This window comes from Nocardiopsis mangrovi (assembly GCF_042653925.1).
GTDB classification, from domain to species: domain Bacteria; phylum Actinomycetota; class Actinomycetes; order Streptosporangiales; family Streptosporangiaceae; genus Nocardiopsis_B; species Nocardiopsis_B mangrovi.
The window spans coordinates 22,614-39,071 of sequence record NZ_JBHSFQ010000017.1 but is presented as its reverse complement, the minus strand read 5'-3'; the positions used below and the strand labels follow the sequence as shown (position 1 = coordinate 39,071).

Genomic DNA, 16,458 nt, shown 5'->3' with positions numbered 1-16,458 from the left:
GATGACGGAGAACAGCGTACCGGCCCGCCGGAGGCGGGTACGGCCATACCGGATCGAATGGGAGATGATGACGGCGCGCGCCCTGCGTCTCGACGTAGCCGCGTGGCACACCCGCCGCACGCGTGACGCGCTGGCCGACGCCCGCGATGAGCGCTTGGAGTGGGAGGGGCGGGCCGCGTGAAGACCGTGAATGTTCAGCGGGTCAGCATGTCGGACCTGCGCGTGTGTGGGCCGCAGAACGCGGGGTGGGCATTGAGGAGTGCCCGTCTTCGGATCTCGCGGGCAACAGAATCTTCACTGCCTCCCACGGGGACGAGAGCCGGGTCGCCACAGTGCCGCCGGATGAGCCCTTGACGGTACGTCAGGCATGGGACGAGAAGCTCTTCCGTGCTCTCCACAACATGAGTGACGAGTCCTTGCGCTGCTACGTATTCCAGCGCCTCACCTACGGCTGGCCCGGTTCGAAGACCTAGACCGCGTGCCACTCCGCTACTCAGCCGGAGCGCACACCCGCCGAACGCCGCCGTTCCCCTGCACACGGCGTCCGGCCATCCATCTCGGCCAGGTACAGGCCGACCCCGGTGACGGAACAGGACCCTCCTGCCCGCCCACTCTTCTTCCAACAGGAAGGCAACTGATGAACGACAACGAGCCGATCCACGCCCCTTACGAGCCGCCGAAGGTGATCGAGGTCGGCGACTTCTGCGAGATGACCCGTGGCCAGTACGCGTCCGAGCACGCCGACGACGGCAGCGGCGCGGGCTACTGGTCGCAGCCGGTGAAGAAGGGGCCGTCCAAGCTGTGGTGACCCCTTCGCTCGGCGGCGCCTGGTGGCTCATGCTTCCGGGCGCCGCCCCCGAACCCCCGCCCGACTGGCCAGTCATCGCCCGGCACTCCTCGGGGCGGGCGTGGCTGGTCGGTGAACCGGGTCCTGTTCTCACGGCGAAGGTCGGCGAGGTAAAGGCCGCGGCGATCGGAGATGTCCTCGCCGAACCCGGGGAGTTCGCCGACGCGCTACACCGCGCCGTCGCGCACCGGGATTACGACGCACTGACGGGCTTCGCTGGAAGCTACCAGCTCCTCGTGAGCGAGCCCGGCCGCATGCTCGCCTACAGCGACGCTGCCGGGCTGCGCCGCGTCTACACCGCCCGTTATGGCCGCGCCGTCGTTGCTGGAGACCGGGCCAGGGTGCTCGCTGCGGTGCGCGGCGCCGGCCCCGATCCGGAGTGGACGGCCGGACGGATGTGTGCCCCGGCGGTGCCCGGACCAGTGCGCGAGACCCGCAGTCCCTATGAAGGGGTCACCCCGGTGCCTGCTGGCTGCCGCGCCGAACTCGCAGGGGAACAACCTGCGGGGATCACCCGATACTGGCATCCGCCTTCCGCTGAGGCCCCTTTGCGGGACGGGGCCGTTCGGTTACGGGAGGCGCTGGAGAACGCCATCGCCGGGCGTGTGCGCCACGTGGGCGGGCCGGTCACGGTCGAGCTGTCGGGCGGTCTGGATTCCGCGGCGCTCGCGGCACTGGCCGTGCGCGCGGTCGGCGCCGAGCAAGTCCGCCTGGTGACGACGCCGTCTAGGACCAGCGGAGACCTTCCTTGGGCACGCCTGATCGCCGAGCACCTCGGAGCGTGCCACGAGGTGCTCGACGACTCTCCGGAGCTCTTCGCCGACCTGCCCAACGCCGTCCCTTCCCACACCGACGAACCGCCCGCGGCCGTGGGGGCAGCCCGCCTCGCCCACACCGTCAGTGCCCTTGCGAGGGCCGGGAGCAGGGTGCATCTGAACGGGCAGGGGGGCGATGAGGTGCTCGGCGCCCCGCTTTCCCACCTGGGCCTGTTGCTGCGCCAGCGGCACCATGGAGCGGTGCGGCTCCTGCGGGGGCACGCTGCGTTGCACGCCACCTCGGCGGTCGAACTTGCCCGGCACGCCCTGTCCTCTCAGCCCCACTGGCAGTGGCTGCGCGAAGCGGCCGAGTGCCTCGACGGCGACGTCGATCCGATCCGCGACGCGGTTGCCTGGGAGGCGTACCCGCGGATGGCGCCGTGGGCGAGCCCGCACGCCCGGCGCCTGGTCACCGACGCTCTCGCGGTGAGTGAAGTCGAGCCGTGGGGGGAGCGGACCGTGCACGCCGCCCTCGCTCGCGTGCGAACGTCGGCCGCTGCGGCTGCCACCTACGGCCAGGCCATGACCGCACTCGGCGGGCCGCCGGTGGTGTTCCCCTTCTTCGACCGGCCGGTCGTCGAGGCGTGCCTGACCGTCCGGCCCGAGGCGCGAAGCGACCCCTGGGTATTCAAACCCCTGCTGGCCGAGGCGATGCGCGACGTCCTGCCCGAGGCGTTGCTCGCGCGTACCACCAAGGGGAGTTACACCCCCGATATTCACCGAGGCTGGGCGCGACACCGGGCACGGGTGCTCGACCTGGTGCGCTCGCCGGCCCTGGCCGAACTCGGCTTGGTCGAACCCGACCGCTTGCACCGGGCGCTCGTCGGATGGGGCGCCGCCGGTCTGCCCCCGGCATACGTGACCGACCTGCTCACCCTCGAACTCTGGACGCGCACCACCGACGTCGTTCGACAGGAAGCGTTGTGACCGGACTCGCCCCCCACATCACCCTCACCTCCACCGACGACGGCACGATGGTGCTCAACGAGCGCACCGGCCGCATGTTCCACCTCAACGACTCCGGGCGCGAGGCGTTGCTCGCGGCGCTGGCCGGTGGCACCAGCGCGGCGGCCGAGCGCTTACGCCACCGGTACGGCATCGACGACGCTCGCGCCCGCCACGATGCCGAGGCCGCGCTCGCCGTCCTGGCCGCGCACGGCCTCATCATGGAAGACGGGAACCGATGAGCCCGCAGGTCGTCCTGCGACGCCCCCACCCGCTGAGAGCGTGGGATCGTGTGCTCGCGCTCTCAGCGGTTGCCGCAGCCCGGCTGCTCGTGGCCGTCTCACGGGGGCGGCCCGCGCGGGTCCGTCGCGCCCTGCGCCGACTGCTCGCAGGAGCGTCTCCGGCCTCAACTCAGCAGGCGATGGCCGCGCATGATGCCGTGGTCACGGTCAGTCTGCGGTGCGCGAGTCCGCACGGGTGCCTGCTGCGGTCGATCTCGGTGGCGCTGCTCTGCCGTGCCCAGGGCGGCCGGGTGCGGTGGGTGGCCGGATTCTCCTCACCTCCGCCCGCCTCGCACGCATGGATCGAAACCATTGAGGGGCCCGTCGCCGAACCCGACGACCCCCGAATCACTTACAGGCCGGCCATCACCATCTAGGAGACCAGCACGTGGCCACAGCACCCGACCAGATGACCCGCCGTCTCGACCGCTACGCCAACGCGTTGCGCGACCAGGGCACCATCACCAGCAACACGGTGCAGGAGGCGTTCGCGACCATCGAGCGCCATAAGTGCGTGACCGGTTTCTACTACCGCGGCGAGCACTACGACGTGCCCCAGGACGCGACGCCGGGCGAGGACGTCCTCGACATCATCTACAGCGACGCGTCCCTGATGACGATCATGCCCAGCGACCGCAGTATGCCGGCCTCGTCATCGAGCGCCCCGACGATCATGGGCCCCATGATCGAAGCCCTCGACCTCACACCCGGCATGCGGGTCCTGGAGATCGGAGCGGGGACCGGATACAACGCCGCGCTGATCGCCACCATCACCGGGGCCGAGGTCGTCACCATCGAAGCCGGATCGGCCGCCGCCGCAGGCGCCGCCGCGTCGATCAGCCGTCTGGGCATGGGCGACCTGGTCCGCGTCGTCCACACCGACGGATACGACGGACCGGGCACGGAGCCCGGGGGTTTCGACCGGATCATCGTCACCGTCGGCATCGCCGGCGTCCCCCCGGCGTGGCTCGACCAGCTCGCCGAGGGCGGGTTCGTGCTCGCCCCCACAGCACACGGCGGGATGCACCCCACCATGGAACTCCACCACGACCGGTCGGTGCGCCCGCGGCTGTGGTCGGACTTCATGACCGCCGTCGGCCCGCTGCGCCCCGCCGAGGTCATCGGCCGCGAACCCGGCGCCACCCTTCCCGGCACCCCCGGCAGCATCCCCAATGTGCTCGCCCCGCTGGAGACCGACGCCTACAACGACTGCTGGTTCCACCTCGCCGCCCACGACCCGCGCACCACCCGCGCCTACCTCGAAGGAACCGACCCCTGGGGCGGGATGTGCGCCATCGTCGCCGACGACACCCGGGCGGCATGGCTGCGCACCAACGGATCGGTCATGCACACCGACCCTGCCCTCGGCGCCAAGCTCGCCCACCTTGTTCGAGGATGGGACGACGCCGGCCGTCCGCCGCTCACTCAATGGTCGGGCACGCTTACCCAGGCCGAGTACGCCCCGCGCCCGCTGCTGATCCCCTCCGCCTGGTCCATCTGACCCCCGTGCGCCGCGGGGCTGTGATCGGGCCCGTGCACCCTCGACGCAAAAATGGCCCTGCATGTTCGAAGTGTTTCCTTAGGTCAGAGCCATTTTTCGTACAGGGCGGATGATGGGAACCGAACCCGCGCTATCGGTTTGGGAACCCGAGAACACCTCTGACGGCTGGTCTCACGTTTCGTCAAACTGCGCTGATCTGGCTCGTGTCCTGGTGGTTTCGGGCGTTCCGACGTCTTCCCAAGTCGTTGGCTGCTTCAGGATGCTGTCCGAGCTTCCCCCTCCTGCTGGAGTAGAGAATGTCTGACCTCAGCCTTACTGTGTCCTTGTGCCCAAGAAAAAGAAGAAAAACAATAATAAAATAAGTATGAATGTGACGCCAGAGAGGCGAAAGTCGATTCTCCTCTATCACGACATGAGAGTGGAAGAAGACTTTGAACTGTGTGCTCAGCGGATATTTGAAGTGGTGAAATCAGCTGCGAAAAAATATCCGGGAAAGCCCAGATTTCTCTGGTTGTCAGTTCAGGGGCATCTGAATGATCTCGGGGGATTTGATCACGATTCATTTGAGATCATATCCAATTTTATACCCGAATATCTCTTCCCATATTTAACGGAGGTTAAAACTCCACTCATGCATGTCAGGAACCCGCACCCTCAGCGTGAAGATATACCTGGCCTGCTTATAATCAATCCTCCGGAAGATGGGAGTGAAGACAAATTTGATCACCACTCTTTTGCTCGACGCCAGCGAGAGTATCTGTCCGATTCCAGGTCATCGAAGCCCTCTGTCAGATCCATTGCGGGATATCTGGGTCGAGATGGTAGTTGTCAGATCTGTTGGGAGAGTACCGTTGAACGCGCCCACGCACTCCCTGAAGCGCTAGGTGGGTCTAACGATGTCAGAAATTTTGCGCTCCTCTGTCCTTATCACCACCAGATGGCCCCTGATGTAGCGGACGCAGAGGCGTTTTGGAAGTGGATCGATTATTCCTATGATCGAGATTCTCACATGCGAGAGATGGGTGAAAATGTTCAGCAACTCCTTCGCAAATATATTCACGAGGCAGTGCCAAATAACTCAAATAGGAACAATGATTACGAAAAAGCCAAGGAAGGTGGATTTGACCAAGAATTGATCTTTGAGCTGAAGAATTTGTATGGCTGGACGCAGGAAGAGCTAGGGGGATTGCTGGAACGCAGGCTAGTTCAGGAATTCAATCGTGTTCGTAGGGCGGCGACCACAAATCACAGAGGTGTTGGGCGAAAAGTATCGACGTATGCATGGGCCTACAACGTCGCCCTCAGGAGGGTGAAGGATGAGGAGAAAATTAGATCCGAAAGGATCATTAAATAAATCAATTCTCTAGATAATTTGTGTGGCGCGCCCGTTCGATCCTGATCTTGATGAAACCCGCCAGACGGTCAGCCCAGAGCTTTGGCTCCAGCACGCAAGCCCACCGACGTCGCCAATCTGGGATGCTTGCCGCGTCCGGATGGCAAAGGTACATTCCTCGCGCTGGTCGGAATCCACGCCCCCGGCTGACGGGGGCGTCCATCTGGTCACCCGCGACTTGTCGACGCTATGGGGCCAGATCGGGACACATCCGTTCTCCACTCTGGTGGGTACCGAGTACGACCCCGAGACCGAGGAGCCCGTGATGCCGAAGCTGCTGACGCCGCTGTGCCGCCACGACGAGGCCTGGACCATGGCCTTCCGCACCGCCCACCTCGCCCGCCTTCCCTGATCGCGCCAACGAGGATTTCGCCGCGATCACCACCGATGCCGCCGTGCTCCTGGACGGGGCCAGCACTCCGGCCGGTGTCGAGACCGGATGCGTACACGGGGTGGCCTGGTATACCCGCCGCCTGGGCGGGCTACTGCTGGCCCACATGACCCCCGGAACGACCCTCGCCGATGCCCTGGGTGCAGCGATCGAGGCGGCGACGTCGCTGCACTCCGCCACCTGTGACCTGTCCAACCAGGAAAGTCCACCGGCGACCGTGGTCGCCGTTCGGTTCACCGGCGAGCGGCTCGACTACCTTGTGCTCTCGGACTCGGTCCTGGTGCTCGACCATGCCGACGGACGCGCCGAAGCGGTGATCGACACCCGGTTGGACGAGCTGAAAGACCGGTTGGGTCGTGAGAGTCAGGTCAAGGGCGCCGCTCGCGCTTACCGCAACATTCCGGACGGGTTTTGGACGGCGGGCGCCGATCCTCGGGCGGCGCGTGAGGCCATCACCGGGACGGTTCCTGGGGGCGACCTTGCAAGATTCGCGATGCTCACCGACGGCGCGAGCCGCATCGTCGACCTCTTCGGGCAACTGACCTGGCGCGACGCGCTGCGGCTCGGCGTTGAACGCGGTCCTCAAGAGCTGATCCGGCGCGTGCGCGAGACCGAGGGCACCGACCCTGAACAGCGCCGTTATCCACGCGGCAAGCATCACGACGACGCGACCGTTGTGGTCTGGCGGCCCTCTGTCTGAGTATCCCCTAGACAATCGATCAAGTCGCCTGTACCTATCTGCCCGTACCCCTAGATACTCCATTGATCGCGGACGCTCGCGACTGTCTAGGGGGTAAATGAGAGGTGGTCATGATGGCGATTCAGGCCGAACGGGTTCGTCTTCGTCGGGGTCAATGGCAACCAGCTCCGGCGGTCGAACTTCTCGAAGTACTGGGCGGACGCCTGCGCGGCCGTGGGCCTGGAGGACGTTCACCTCCACGATCTTCGGCACACCGGCAACACCTACGCGGCCGAAGTCGGCGCGTCCCTCCGGGAGCTGATGAACCGCATGGGGCACTCCAGCCCACGGGCCGCGATGGTCTATCTCCACGCACGCGACGATCGGGCCCGGCAGTTGGCCGACCTGCTGGGGGAGAGGGCCACCGAGGAACTGAGGAAGGCGCGTGCGAACGAAGAAGACGATCCGGATGACGACGACGGTCCGCCCCTGATCGGTGCTCGTGTCTGAGCATCGGGCACGTAGCGGGCACGCGGCCCCGTGAGAGGTCCGTGAACGACTAAGGCCAGGTCCCCGGGATGTTCGGGTTGACCTGGCCTTGTGCTGTGTGGAGCGGATGACGGGAATCGAACCCGCGCTATCAGCTTGGGAAGCTGAAGTTCTGCCATTGAACTACATCCGCGTGGTGGGCCGTTGTGGTGGCCACCGGTGGGGACAGTCTAGCGGAAGGCTTGGGTGGTCGCTAACCGGTTGCAAGTGGGGCCGGTGGGCGGAGGGTGGGTGGGGGGCGTGGGGGTGAGGTTCTAGCAGGTAGGTTCTTGACCGTGCTGCTCTCTGATCGCGATATCAGGTCCGAAATCGAGTCCGGGCGGGTCAGGATCGACCCCTATGATCCCGGGCTGATCCAGCCGTCGAGTATCGACGTGCGGCTGGACCGGTACTTCCGGGTGTTCGAGAACCACAAGTACCCGCACATCGATCCCGCGGTCGAGCAGCCCGATCTCACGCGGCTGGTCGAGGGTGACGGGGACGAGCCCTTCATCCTGCACCCGGGCGAGTTCGTGCTGGCGTCCACCTACGAGGTGGTGACGCTGCCCGACGACATCGCGAGCCGGCTGGAGGGCAAGAGCTCGCTGGGGCGCCTAGGGCTGCTCACGCACTCCACCGCCGGGTTCATCGACCCCGGGTTCTCCGGGCACGTGACGCTGGAGCTGTCGAACGTCGCGACGCTGCCGATGAAGCTGTACCCCGGGATGAAGATCGGCCAGCTGTGCATGTTCCGGCTGACCTCGCCGACCGAGACGCCCTACGGGTCGTCGCGGTACGGCTCGCGCTACCAGGACCAGCGCGGCCCCACGCCTTCGCGGTCGTACCTGAACTTCTCCCGCACCGAGCTGTGAGGGACCGGGCGCCGTCCCCCGGGCCGAGTTGTGCGGCGACCGGGTCCCGTTGTGAGGGACTGGGCGGGGTCCCGTCCCCACGGGCCCCGTCGTGAGGCGACCGGGTTCCGATGGCCCCGCACCGAGTTGTGCGGCGATCGGGTCCGGTTGTGAGGGACCGGGGACCGTTGTCCCCGGGCCCCGGTGTGAGGCGACCGGGCCGCGTCGTCGGCCTTTGGTGAGACCCCCTCGGGGCCTCTTCAGCCGTAGTGGCCCTGGGTGCCGGCGATGGGGCGGGGTTTTTCGCGGCGGGGGAGGATCCAGGCGGCTGCGAGGCCGCCGATGAAGCCGAAGAGGTGGGCCTGCCAGGAGATCCCGGCCTGCTGCGGCAGTACGCCCCAGATGAGGGTGCCGTAGAAGAGGATCACGCAGATCATGATCACGATGTCGACGGTCTTGCGCTCGACGATCCCGCGCAGCACGGTGTAGCCGAAGTAACCGAAGATCAGCCCGCTCGCCCCGACCGTGAGGGTGCCCGGGCCGGAGAAGAGCCAGACGCCGACTCCGCTGACCACCATGACGATCGCGTTCGTCCAGACGAACCGGCTCAGGCCGCTGAACGCCACCAGGCAGCCCAGGACCAGGAACGGGACCGAGTTGCCGATCAGGTGGTTGAAGTCGGCGTGCATGAACGGGGCGGTGGCGACGCTCCACAGGTTGTCCGTGGTCCACGAGCGCAGGCCGAAGGTCATGTCGAGGGCCCCGGCGAGCACGGTGTCGACGATCTCGAACACCCACATCGCGACCAGCATCGCGGCGACCGTGAAGAAGCCGACCATCCGTGAATGTGTCACGCCTCCGACTCTAGGCGAGCGGCCGAAGGCCGAGATAAAGCGCCCCCGGCCCCTCCGAGAGGTGGTCACGCTACTCGCATGATGATCTTCGCTGCGTAGCCATCGTGAGCTGGAAGATTGCGAAATCAGTGACACAGGTCACATTTTCAAAGTCCGTGATGTAAATCACAAATGCTTGCGCGCGAGGACTGGATGTGCGGGTCACACGTTCGCTTTCGGATTTTGGGATGTTTAAACGCGTTATCTCACCGTGACATCTTCACGGTGATCGTCCAGGTTTCCTCGATAAGGTTCCTATCGCGACAAATAGGACTAAACGACCAGAGTGGTCATGGATCGCGCGGCCGCCGCCTCCGCGCCTCGCGCGGGCGCGCATGACGCCGCGCGGCCCGGGCCGCTCGCCGGTTCCGTTCGTGTTCCGCGCAAGCGGGGATCGGGGGAGGCCGCCTCGCACCAGGGGCCGGCCGCAGAGCCCAGCGCGTCGGGATGGACAGAACTGAAGAGGAGACCGTGCCAGCAGTACGCGCAGACAAGCTTTACAAGGTGTTCGGCAAGAGAGCCGCCAAAGCGGTGGACCTGCTCTCCGACGGTCGGCACCGCGATGAGATCCGGCAGCTGAACGTCACCGCCGCCGTCATCGACGTCTCCTTCGAGGTGCGGCCGGGCGAGATCTTCGTCGTCATGGGCCTTTCCGGTTCGGGCAAGTCGACGCTCATCCGCATGCTCAACGGGCTGCTCGCCCCGACATCGGGCCGCGTCGAGATCGACGGGACCGACATCACCGGGCTGTCCAAGTCGGGCCTGCGGGGCCTCCGCAGCCGCAAGATCAGCATGGTCTTCCAGCACTTCGCGCTGTTCCCGCACCGCACGGTGCTGGACAACGCCGCCTACGGCCTGGAGGTCCGCGGCGTGCCGCGGGAGGAGCGGCTGGAGAAGGCCCGCCACTCGCTGAGCCTGGTGGGGCTGGAGGGCTGGGAGACGAAGGTCCCCGGCCAGCTCTCGGGCGGAATGCAGCAGCGCGTCGGCCTCGCCCGGGCGCTCGCCGCCGACACCGACATCATCCTGATGGACGAGGCGTTCAGCGCGCTCGACCCGCTGATCCGACGCGACATGCAGTCCCAGCTCCTGGAGCTTCAGGAGACGCTGGGCAAGACCATCATCTTCATCACGCACGACCTCAACGAGGCCATGCGGCTGGGCGACCGGATCTGCGTGCTGCGCGACGGCCGCGTCGCGCAGATCGGCACCGCCGAGGAGATCCTGAACGACCCCGCCAACGACTACGTCGCCCAGTTCGTGGAGGACGTCGACCGCACGCGGGTGCTCACCGCGTCCTCGGTCATGGAGCCGCCCATCCCGGTGATCGACCCGTCGCACGGGCCGCGCACCGCGCTGCGCACGATGCGGGAGAACCAGACGCCGTCGGCGTTCGTGGTCCGCCGCAACCGCAGGCTCGTGGGCGCCGTCCGCGAGGGCGCCATCGGGCAGGCGGTGCGCAACGGGGTCACGGAACTCGATGGGCTGATCGACGCCGACATCGAGCGGGTCCACCCCGACACCGCGGTGGCCGACCTCTTCGCCCAGGCGGCCGAGAGCCCGTACCCGCTGGCGGTCGTGGACGACGATGAGCGCCTGGTCGGGGTCATCCCCCGGGTGACGCTGCTGGCGGCCCTCGCCCCCGGCAACAACGGCAATGGCAACGGCAACGGCGACAACGGCACTGCCGATTCCGCCGGTTCCGCCGAACCCGTCGACGCCGCGGACGCCTCCGACGCCTCCGACGCCTCCGACACCGCCGATACGACCGCCCCCGACGCCGCCGGCGGCGATGCCGCGCCCGTCGCGGCCGACGACGAAGGGGGACGGCGATGAACCCCGCGCTCTTCACGATCACCGTGCCCCGCATCCCCGTGGGCACCGCCTTCGACGCCGCGATCGAGTGGCTGCGCAGCAACATGCAGCCCGTCTTCGCCTTCATCGGCATGATCATCGACGCCTGTGTCGAGTCCCTGTCGGGCCTGTTCAGCATGCCCTCCGCCACCCAGTTCACCCTGGTCGCCGCGGTGATCGTGGGCGGCGGCCTGGTCGCCCGCGGGGTCCGCCGTCCCGTCTACATCGCGGCCGGCGCCTGGGCGGTCCTCTACATCGCCGAGCTGGCCGGCGGCGCGGCCGCGGCCGTGATCGGCTCGCTGCCCGCCCCGCTGTTCCTCTGGGCGATGAACCTGTTCGGCTCGGAGTACGTCTACCCGCCGCTGGTCCTGGCCCTGCTGCTGTTCGCCGCGCTGGTGGGCATCGGCGCCGCGACGGTCCGCGACCGGCGCCAATGGGCGCTGTCCGGCGGCACGGCGGCGATCCTGTTGTTCGTCCTCGTGGCGCACTTCATCGCCGGCGTGCAGCTGTCGCTGCTCGTCGCCCCGCTCCTGTCGATCCTGGCGCTGGTGGTGGCGGGCTGGCGGGTCTCCCTGTTCAGCCTGCTGGGCTTCCTGCTCATCATCAGCATGGACAAGTGGGACAACGCGATGAGCAGCCTCGCGCTGATCCTCGTCGCGACGGCGGTGGCCGTGCTGATCTCGCTGCCGATCGGCGTGCTGGCCGCGTACAACGACCGGGTCAGCGCCGTGCTCAAGCCGGTGCTGGACTTCATGCAGACGCTCCCGGCGTTCGTCTACCTGCTGCCCGCGATCGCGTTCTTCAGCATCGGCGCGGTCCCGGGCGTGATCGCCACGGTCATCTTCGCGATGCCGCCCGGCGTGCGCCTGACCGAGCTGGGCATCCGCCAGGTCGACAAGGAGCTCGTGGAGGCGGGGGAGGCGTTCGGCGCCCCCGATCTCCAGATCCTGCGGCGCATCCAGCTGCCGCTGGCGCTGGCCACGATCATGGCCGGCATCAACCAGGTGATCATGCTCAGCCTGTCCATGGTCGTCATCGCCGGCATGGTCGGCGCGGGTGGCCTGGGCAACGACGTCTACATCGGCATCGCCCAGGGCAACGTCCCCGTCGGCTTCGAGGGCGGGGTGGCCGTGGTCATCCTGGCGATCTTCCTGGACCGGCTCACCGGTGCCGTCACGCGGTTCTCCCCCGCTGCCCGGGCGCAGCGCACCGCCGCCTGACCGCCGCCCGACCGCACCCCAACCCCCTGTGTATCCCCGGCCGGTCCAGCACCGGCCGGGGAACGGAATTTCACCCGCACGAACAAGGAGGAGTCGGACGTGAGCGACAGCATGCGTTCCACGCGGATCTTCGGAATCGGGGCCGCCGCGGTGTCCCTGACCCTGCTCGCCGGTGCCTGTGGCAGCGGCGGGGGCGTCGCAACGGGCCCCGAGGAGGGCGAGGGCGAGGGCCAGGAGATCACCATCGGCCTCATCCCCTGGGAAGAGGACATCGCCGTCACCCACCTGTGGAAGGCGGTGCTGGAGGAGAAGGGCTACACGGTCAACATCGAGAACGTCGACGTGGCCCCGATGTACGAGGGCACCGCCAATGGCGACATCGACCTCTTCCTCGACACCTGGCTGCCGATCACCCACGCCGACTACTGGGAGGAGTACGGCGACCGCCTGGAGGACCTCGGCACCTGGAACGACAACGCCAGCCTCCAGATCACGGTGCCCTCCTACGTCGAGGACATCAACAGCATCGCGGACCTCAAGGGCAACGCCGACATGTTCGACGGCCGGATCGTCGGCATCGAGTCGGGTTCGGGCCTGGTGCAGACCACCAAGGACTCCGCCATCCCCGCCTACGACCTGGGCGACGAGTACGAGCTCGTCGAGTCCTCGACGCCGGCGATGCTCCAGGAGCTGGAGACCGCCATCGCCGACGAGGAGCCGATCGTCGTCACCCTGTGGCGCCCGCACATCGAGTACTCCAAGTACGACCTCAAGGACCTCGAGGACCCCGAGGGCGCCATGGGCGAGGCCGAGAGCATCCACATGGTGGGCCGCGAGGGCTTCGGCGCGGACTACGAGGAGCTGAACGGCTGGCTGTCGAACTTCACGCTCGACGACGACCAGCTCCAGGCGCTGGAGACCGCGGTCCTCATCGACCACGAGGGCGACGAGGAGGCCGGGGCCCGCGCGTGGCTGGCCGACAACCCCGACTTCCTCCCGGAGGTCATGGGCGACGACGCCGAAGGGCTGGACTTCTCCTCCTGACGCGCGCCGGCCCCGGGCGTCGCGACCCGGGCCCGGCCCACTGACGGCGATGGCCCCCGTGCACCTGCACGGGGGCCATCGCCGTCAGTGCCGCCGACCGCCTCAGGGCGGCCCGGCGCGGGTAGGGATCAGGCCGGGCCGGAGCCCGATGTCAGCGAGCGGTCGCGCGGCGGGATGCCCGCGGCGCTCATGAAGGCGTCGACCTTGGCGGGCGAGGTGCGCCGGGTCAGCGGAAGGTAGGGGCGGTTGGCCCGGCGACCCTCCACCGAGGGGAAGATCCGCGGGCGGCCGGTGGTGTCGCACAGCCCCAGCGACCGCGTGCGCCCGGGGAGCACGTAGTAGGAACCGACGTCGGCGAACGGGATGCGCACGATGTAGCGTCCGCGCGTGTAGCGGAACTCGTCGTCCTCGACCTCCAGGACGGGTACGGCGATCCGGTACCCGTGCCAGGCCAGTGCCGCCCCGCCGAGGACGAGGACGGCACCGAGCAGCAGGCTCCCCCAGAAGGCCGGGGCCGCCGCGACCACCGCGATGCCCGCAACGGCGAGAACCCCTCCGGCCCACAGTTCCCCCTGTTTACGGCCCATCGGGCAGATCAAGCGAACCGTTTCGGACACGGGTATGCCTCTCTCACGGAGCATTACGGGGGGTGTGGCTATCGCCGATCGAACCCTATCGTTTCGGAAGGGGCCCCAACGGCCGAACCGGTCAGGATTCGGCGTCCGATCCGCATTCTTTTCGGAGCGCGCAATCCCTTGCCCTGGAGGCGATTCGGGCCCCCGAGGCACCCGCTGCGGACGCTCCCGCCGGCCCCGTGCGCCCACCGCCCGACGGCGGCCGGAGAGCGCCGCCGCGGCGGTCCGCGCCGAGCCGGTCCGGGACCGCGTCCGGTCCGCCGCGCCGGCCGAAAACGGCGGGCGGGTTCCCGGATCCCCACGCGATTCCGGCGCCGCCCGCGGCGCGCGTCCCAGGATCAGCGATCGTCGCCACGGCCCTCACGGAGGGCGCCGTCCCGAGCTGCGGCGACCCCCTCCGATGGACGATGGAGGCGGGGGTGGCCGCATCCGGCCACGGTTCGACGGTTTTGTCGGGCTCTGAACGGACCGGGCGGTTTGCGGGCGCCGCATAATGATCCGTTGTGATGACCGAGTGCGCGATCTACAGCGCGGAACGACGCGACCCGGTCGAGGGCGACATCAGCGACTCCCTCGACGCGGCTCTGCTCCAGGACGACAACGCCTTCTGCTGGATCGACCTCCACGAGCCCACCGGCGCCGAGTTCGAGCTGGCGACCCGCGAACTGGACCTGCACCCCTTGGCGGTCGAGGACGCCCTCACACCGCACCAGCGCCCGAAGCTGGAGCGCTACGGCAAGGTCGTGCTGGTGGTGCTCAAGGCCCTCACCTACGACCCCGAGGTACGGGACGTCACGAGCGGGGAGGTCCTGGTCTTCCTGGGCCGCAGCTTCGTGGTCACCGTCCGGCACGGGGAGGTCGACCCCCTCACGCCCGTGCGCCGCAAGTTCGAGGCCGACCCCGAGATGCGGGCGTTCGGCGCGTCGGTCGTGCTGTACGGCATCCTCGACGCGGTGGTGGACGAGTACATCGAGATCGCCGACCAGGTCCAGAGCGCGATCACGGAGTTGGAGGAGCAGGTCTTCCTCTCCGGCGGCGCCTCTCCGGGCGAGATCTACGCGCTCAAGCGCGAGGTGCTGGAGATGCACAACGCGGCCGAGCCGCTGATCCCGGTGGTGCGCGCGGTGGCCGCGGGCGACATCGTGCGGCTCAGCGCGGAGTCGGCCCCGTTCTTCCGCGACGTCCAGGACCACGCCATCCAGGTCAGCGGCAAGATCGCGGCGATGAACGAACTGCTCCCGCAGGTGATGTCGGCCTACCTGGCGCAGGTCGGCGTGCAGCAGGCCGAGGACTCCCGCAAGATCGCCGCCTGGGCGGCGATCATCATGGGCCCGACGCTCATCGCCGGGATCTACGGCATGAACTTCGAGATCATGCCCGAACTCCAGGCGTACTGGGGCTACCCGACCGCCCTGGCCATGATGGCCCTCGTGTGCGTCGCGCTCTTCGTGGTGTTCAAGCGCACCAAGTGGCTGTAGCGGGGGCTCCCGGTCCGTACCGCCACCGGCCGAGTCCGCTCGCTGCCGGGGGCGGTCCGGCGAGCCGCCGGGGCGTCGCTCCCGCCACCCGCGCGCGTCGGCGGACCCGCCGGGGTGGTGTCCGCACCACGGCCGAAGCACAGCCGCGGACCATGGCGGCGGCTCCGCGCTCCTCCGTACCGTCATCGCCATGGAGAACGCGCAGCCGCCCCGCCCCCGCTCTCCCGGCACGGGTGCCTCCCGCGTCCTGTGCTTCGCCGCCGTCCTGGCGGCATCGGGCGCACTCGCGTCCGCGTTCGTCGTCGCCGCGGAGTCCGTCTGCATCGGCCGCGGCACGCCCCTGTCGGCGGCCCCGGCGGACGGGTACACCGCCGAACGGTTCGCCGGCTCCCCGGTGGAGGAGGGGCGGTCGCGCTCGGGGACCCGCGTGCTGCCGCGGGACGAACCCGCGACGCCGCCCCGTTGCCGCGGCTGCCCGGTGCCCGGCTGACGCCCCGGCGCGCACATACCCGGCTCCGGCCGGCGGTCCGGGACGTGCGGGCGCCCGGCCGCCACACGCTCGCGGCCGGGCGCCCGTGCCTCGCCGGTCAGGGCCCCTCCGCGGCCGGACCCGCGGCGGGCCGGCGGCCGAGGGCGCGCAGGCAGGCCGTGCCCGCCATGGTGGCCACGAGCATCGGGAGGGCCCCCTCCAGCACCGCGTACGCCACCATCGCGGCCAGCGGGTTCTCGAGCGCCAAGGGCAGGGCGGAGCCCAGTTCGGACGTCATCACCGTCAAGAGGAAGACCGCGTAGAAGAGCATGGCGACCAGCGCCGACCATCCGGCCGAGGGGACACCGAGCAGCCGCAGCCCGGCCCAGGCCAGCAGGGAGCTTACGACCGGCTGCGCGGCCAGCGCCGCCATGCCCAGCCCGATGTTGGCGCCGATCACGCCCGGAGCGGGGGGTAGCAGCCACACGACGGCCTGCACGGCCAGCAGCGCGAGCAGTCCCGCGGCGGCGCCGCACGCCGCGGCGTACGTGAGCAGGCGGCCGAGGGAGGGGGATCCGTTGCGATTCGTCATGCCACGATCCTCGCCCGGCCGCCGCCCGGGCGCCTGAGCACGCGT

General features: G+C 68.5%; 18 protein-coding genes, 1 tRNA gene and 1 pseudogene. 16 read left to right on the top strand and 4 right to left on the bottom strand.

Features of this window, described 5'->3' with window-relative positions; all coding sequences use genetic code 11:
* Position 1 precedes the first annotated feature (1 nt).
* The 10 genes and pseudogenes from ACFO4E_RS17525 to ACFO4E_RS17480 form a co-directional block, all read left to right on the top strand.
* Positions 2-181 (top strand): hypothetical protein, encoded by a 180-nt coding sequence (locus ACFO4E_RS17525; protein ID WP_378576146.1) that lies wholly within the window; start codon positions 2-4, stop codon positions 179-181.
* A 456-nt stretch (positions 182-637) separates the two neighbouring features.
* Entirely contained in the window at positions 638-808 is a 171-nt protein-coding gene (locus tag ACFO4E_RS17520) for a lasso RiPP family leader peptide-containing protein (protein WP_378576144.1), read from the top strand.
* Positions 802-2,589: an asparagine synthase-related protein gene (locus ACFO4E_RS17515; protein ID WP_378576142.1), complete on the top strand. Its 1,788-nt coding sequence runs from the start codon at positions 802-804 to the stop codon at positions 2,587-2,589. Before ACFO4E_RS17520 ends, ACFO4E_RS17515 begins: the two co-directional genes overlap by 7 nt.
* Positions 2,586-2,849, top strand: coding sequence for a PqqD family peptide modification chaperone (locus tag ACFO4E_RS17510; RefSeq protein ID WP_378576140.1), 264 nt, complete (start codon positions 2,586-2,588; stop codon positions 2,847-2,849). The genes ACFO4E_RS17515 and ACFO4E_RS17510 overlap by 4 nt, the downstream gene beginning before the upstream one ends.
* Positions 2,846-3,265 (top strand): lasso peptide biosynthesis B2 protein, encoded by a 420-nt coding sequence (locus tag ACFO4E_RS17505; RefSeq protein WP_378576138.1) that lies wholly within the window; start codon positions 2,846-2,848, stop codon positions 3,263-3,265. The genes ACFO4E_RS17510 and ACFO4E_RS17505 overlap by 4 nt, the downstream gene beginning before the upstream one ends.
* Positions 3,266-3,276: 11 nt before the next feature.
* On the top strand, positions 3,277-4,389 hold the full coding sequence (locus ACFO4E_RS17500) for a protein-L-isoaspartate O-methyltransferase family protein (RefSeq protein WP_378576136.1): 1,113 nt from the start codon (positions 3,277-3,279) through the stop codon (positions 4,387-4,389).
* Between the two features lie 325 nt (positions 4,390-4,714).
* Entirely contained in the window at positions 4,715-5,743 is a 1,029-nt protein-coding gene (locus ACFO4E_RS17495) for an HNH endonuclease signature motif containing protein (protein WP_378576135.1), read from the top strand.
* A gap of 139 nt (positions 5,744-5,882) precedes the next feature.
* Positions 5,883-6,134, top strand: a complete 252-nt coding sequence (locus tag ACFO4E_RS17490; RefSeq protein WP_378576133.1) for a hypothetical protein — start codon at positions 5,883-5,885, stop codon at positions 6,132-6,134.
* A 43-nt stretch (positions 6,135-6,177) separates the two neighbouring features.
* Positions 6,178-6,873: a protein phosphatase 2C domain-containing protein gene (locus tag ACFO4E_RS17485; protein ID WP_378576131.1), complete on the top strand. Its 696-nt coding sequence runs from the start codon at positions 6,178-6,180 to the stop codon at positions 6,871-6,873.
* A gap of 126 nt (positions 6,874-6,999) precedes the next feature.
* A pseudogene (locus ACFO4E_RS17480) lies at positions 7,000-7,362 on the top strand (tyrosine-type recombinase/integrase); the annotation flags it as partial.
* A gap of 98 nt (positions 7,363-7,460) precedes the next feature.
* Here the strand turns inward: ACFO4E_RS17480 and ACFO4E_RS17475 are convergent.
* Positions 7,461-7,534, bottom strand: a tRNA-Gly gene (locus ACFO4E_RS17475).
* 142 nt (positions 7,535-7,676) lie between these two features.
* Here ACFO4E_RS17475 and dcd point away from each other — a divergent pair.
* On the top strand, positions 7,677-8,252 hold the full coding sequence (gene dcd, locus ACFO4E_RS17470) for a dCTP deaminase (protein ID WP_378576130.1): 576 nt from the start codon (positions 7,677-7,679) through the stop codon (positions 8,250-8,252).
* 239 nt (positions 8,253-8,491) lie between these two features.
* Here the strand turns inward: dcd and ACFO4E_RS17465 are convergent, their stop codons facing one another.
* The gene (locus ACFO4E_RS17465) at positions 8,492-9,043 is read right to left on the bottom strand and encodes a rhomboid family intramembrane serine protease (RefSeq protein WP_378576306.1); all 552 of its coding nucleotides are present in this window, start codon (positions 9,041-9,043) and stop codon (positions 8,492-8,494) included.
* 552 nt (positions 9,044-9,595) lie between these two features.
* Here ACFO4E_RS17465 and ACFO4E_RS17460 point away from each other — a divergent pair.
* The 3 genes from ACFO4E_RS17460 to ACFO4E_RS17450 all read left to right on the top strand — a co-directional run bounded on the left by ACFO4E_RS17460 (position 9,596) and on the right by ACFO4E_RS17450 (position 13,239).
* Positions 9,596-10,957, top strand: a complete 1,362-nt coding sequence (locus ACFO4E_RS17460) for a quaternary amine ABC transporter ATP-binding protein (protein ID WP_465263133.1) — start codon at positions 9,596-9,598, stop codon at positions 10,955-10,957.
* A complete protein-coding gene (locus ACFO4E_RS17455; protein WP_378576128.1) occupies positions 10,954-12,195 on the top strand; it encodes an ABC transporter permease in 1,242 nt (413 codons plus the stop codon). The genes ACFO4E_RS17460 and ACFO4E_RS17455 overlap by 4 nt, the downstream gene beginning before the upstream one ends.
* Before the next feature lie 111 nt (positions 12,196-12,306).
* Positions 12,307-13,239, top strand: a complete 933-nt coding sequence (locus ACFO4E_RS17450) for a glycine betaine ABC transporter substrate-binding protein (RefSeq protein ID WP_378576302.1) — start codon at positions 12,307-12,309, stop codon at positions 13,237-13,239.
* Between the two features lie 128 nt (positions 13,240-13,367).
* On the opposite strand, the gene ACFO4E_RS17445 is transcribed toward ACFO4E_RS17450, so the two are convergent.
* On the bottom strand, positions 13,368-13,856 hold the full coding sequence (locus ACFO4E_RS17445; RefSeq protein ID WP_378576127.1) for a hypothetical protein: 489 nt from the start codon (positions 13,854-13,856) through the stop codon (positions 13,368-13,370).
* 524 nt (positions 13,857-14,380) lie between these two features.
* On the opposite strand from ACFO4E_RS17445, the gene corA reads away from it, so the two are divergent.
* Positions 14,381-15,352 carry a magnesium/cobalt transporter CorA gene (gene corA, locus ACFO4E_RS17440; RefSeq protein ID WP_378576126.1) on the top strand — a complete coding sequence of 324 codons (972 nt, stop codon included), beginning with the start codon at positions 14,381-14,383 and terminating at the stop codon, positions 15,350-15,352.
* 190 nt (positions 15,353-15,542) lie between these two features.
* Positions 15,543-15,842, top strand: a complete 300-nt coding sequence (locus ACFO4E_RS17435) for a hypothetical protein (RefSeq protein WP_378576124.1) — start codon at positions 15,543-15,545, stop codon at positions 15,840-15,842.
* A 97-nt stretch (positions 15,843-15,939) separates the two neighbouring features.
* Here the strand turns inward: ACFO4E_RS17435 and ACFO4E_RS17430 are convergent, their stop codons facing one another.
* Positions 15,940-16,413, bottom strand: a complete 474-nt coding sequence (locus tag ACFO4E_RS17430; RefSeq protein ID WP_378576123.1) for a hypothetical protein — start codon at positions 16,411-16,413, stop codon at positions 15,940-15,942.
* Between the last annotated feature and the right edge of the window lie 45 nt (positions 16,414-16,458).

Bases quoted from the DNA above. Each gene is read 5' to 3' on its own strand.
- ACFO4E_RS17450 (WP_378576302.1), top strand. From the start codon at position 12,307: ATGCGTTCCACGCGGATCTTCGGAATCGGGGCCGCCGCGGTGTCCCTG.
- ACFO4E_RS17525 (WP_378576146.1), top strand. From the start codon at position 2: ATGACGGAGAACAGCGTACCGGCCCGCCGGAGGCGGGTACGGCCATAC.
- ACFO4E_RS17435 (WP_378576124.1), top strand. From the start codon at position 15,543: ATGGAGAACGCGCAGCCGCCCCGCCCCCGCTCTCCCGGCACGGGTGCC.
- ACFO4E_RS17505 (WP_378576138.1), top strand. From the start codon at position 2,846: ATGAGCCCGCAGGTCGTCCTGCGACGCCCCCACCCGCTGAGAGCGTGG.
- ACFO4E_RS17455 (WP_378576128.1), top strand. From the start codon at position 10,954: ATGAACCCCGCGCTCTTCACGATCACCGTGCCCCGCATCCCCGTGGGC.
- ACFO4E_RS17490 (WP_378576133.1), top strand. From the start codon at position 5,883: ATGGCAAAGGTACATTCCTCGCGCTGGTCGGAATCCACGCCCCCGGCT.
- corA (WP_378576126.1), top strand. From the start codon at position 14,381: ATGACCGAGTGCGCGATCTACAGCGCGGAACGACGCGACCCGGTCGAG.
- ACFO4E_RS17520 (WP_378576144.1), top strand. From the start codon at position 638: ATGAACGACAACGAGCCGATCCACGCCCCTTACGAGCCGCCGAAGGTG.
- ACFO4E_RS17430 (WP_378576123.1), bottom strand. From the start codon at position 16,413: ATGACGAATCGCAACGGATCCCCCTCCCTCGGCCGCCTGCTCACGTAC.
- ACFO4E_RS17465 (WP_378576306.1), bottom strand. From the start codon at position 9,043: ATGCTGGTCGCGATGTGGGTGTTCGAGATCGTCGACACCGTGCTCGCC.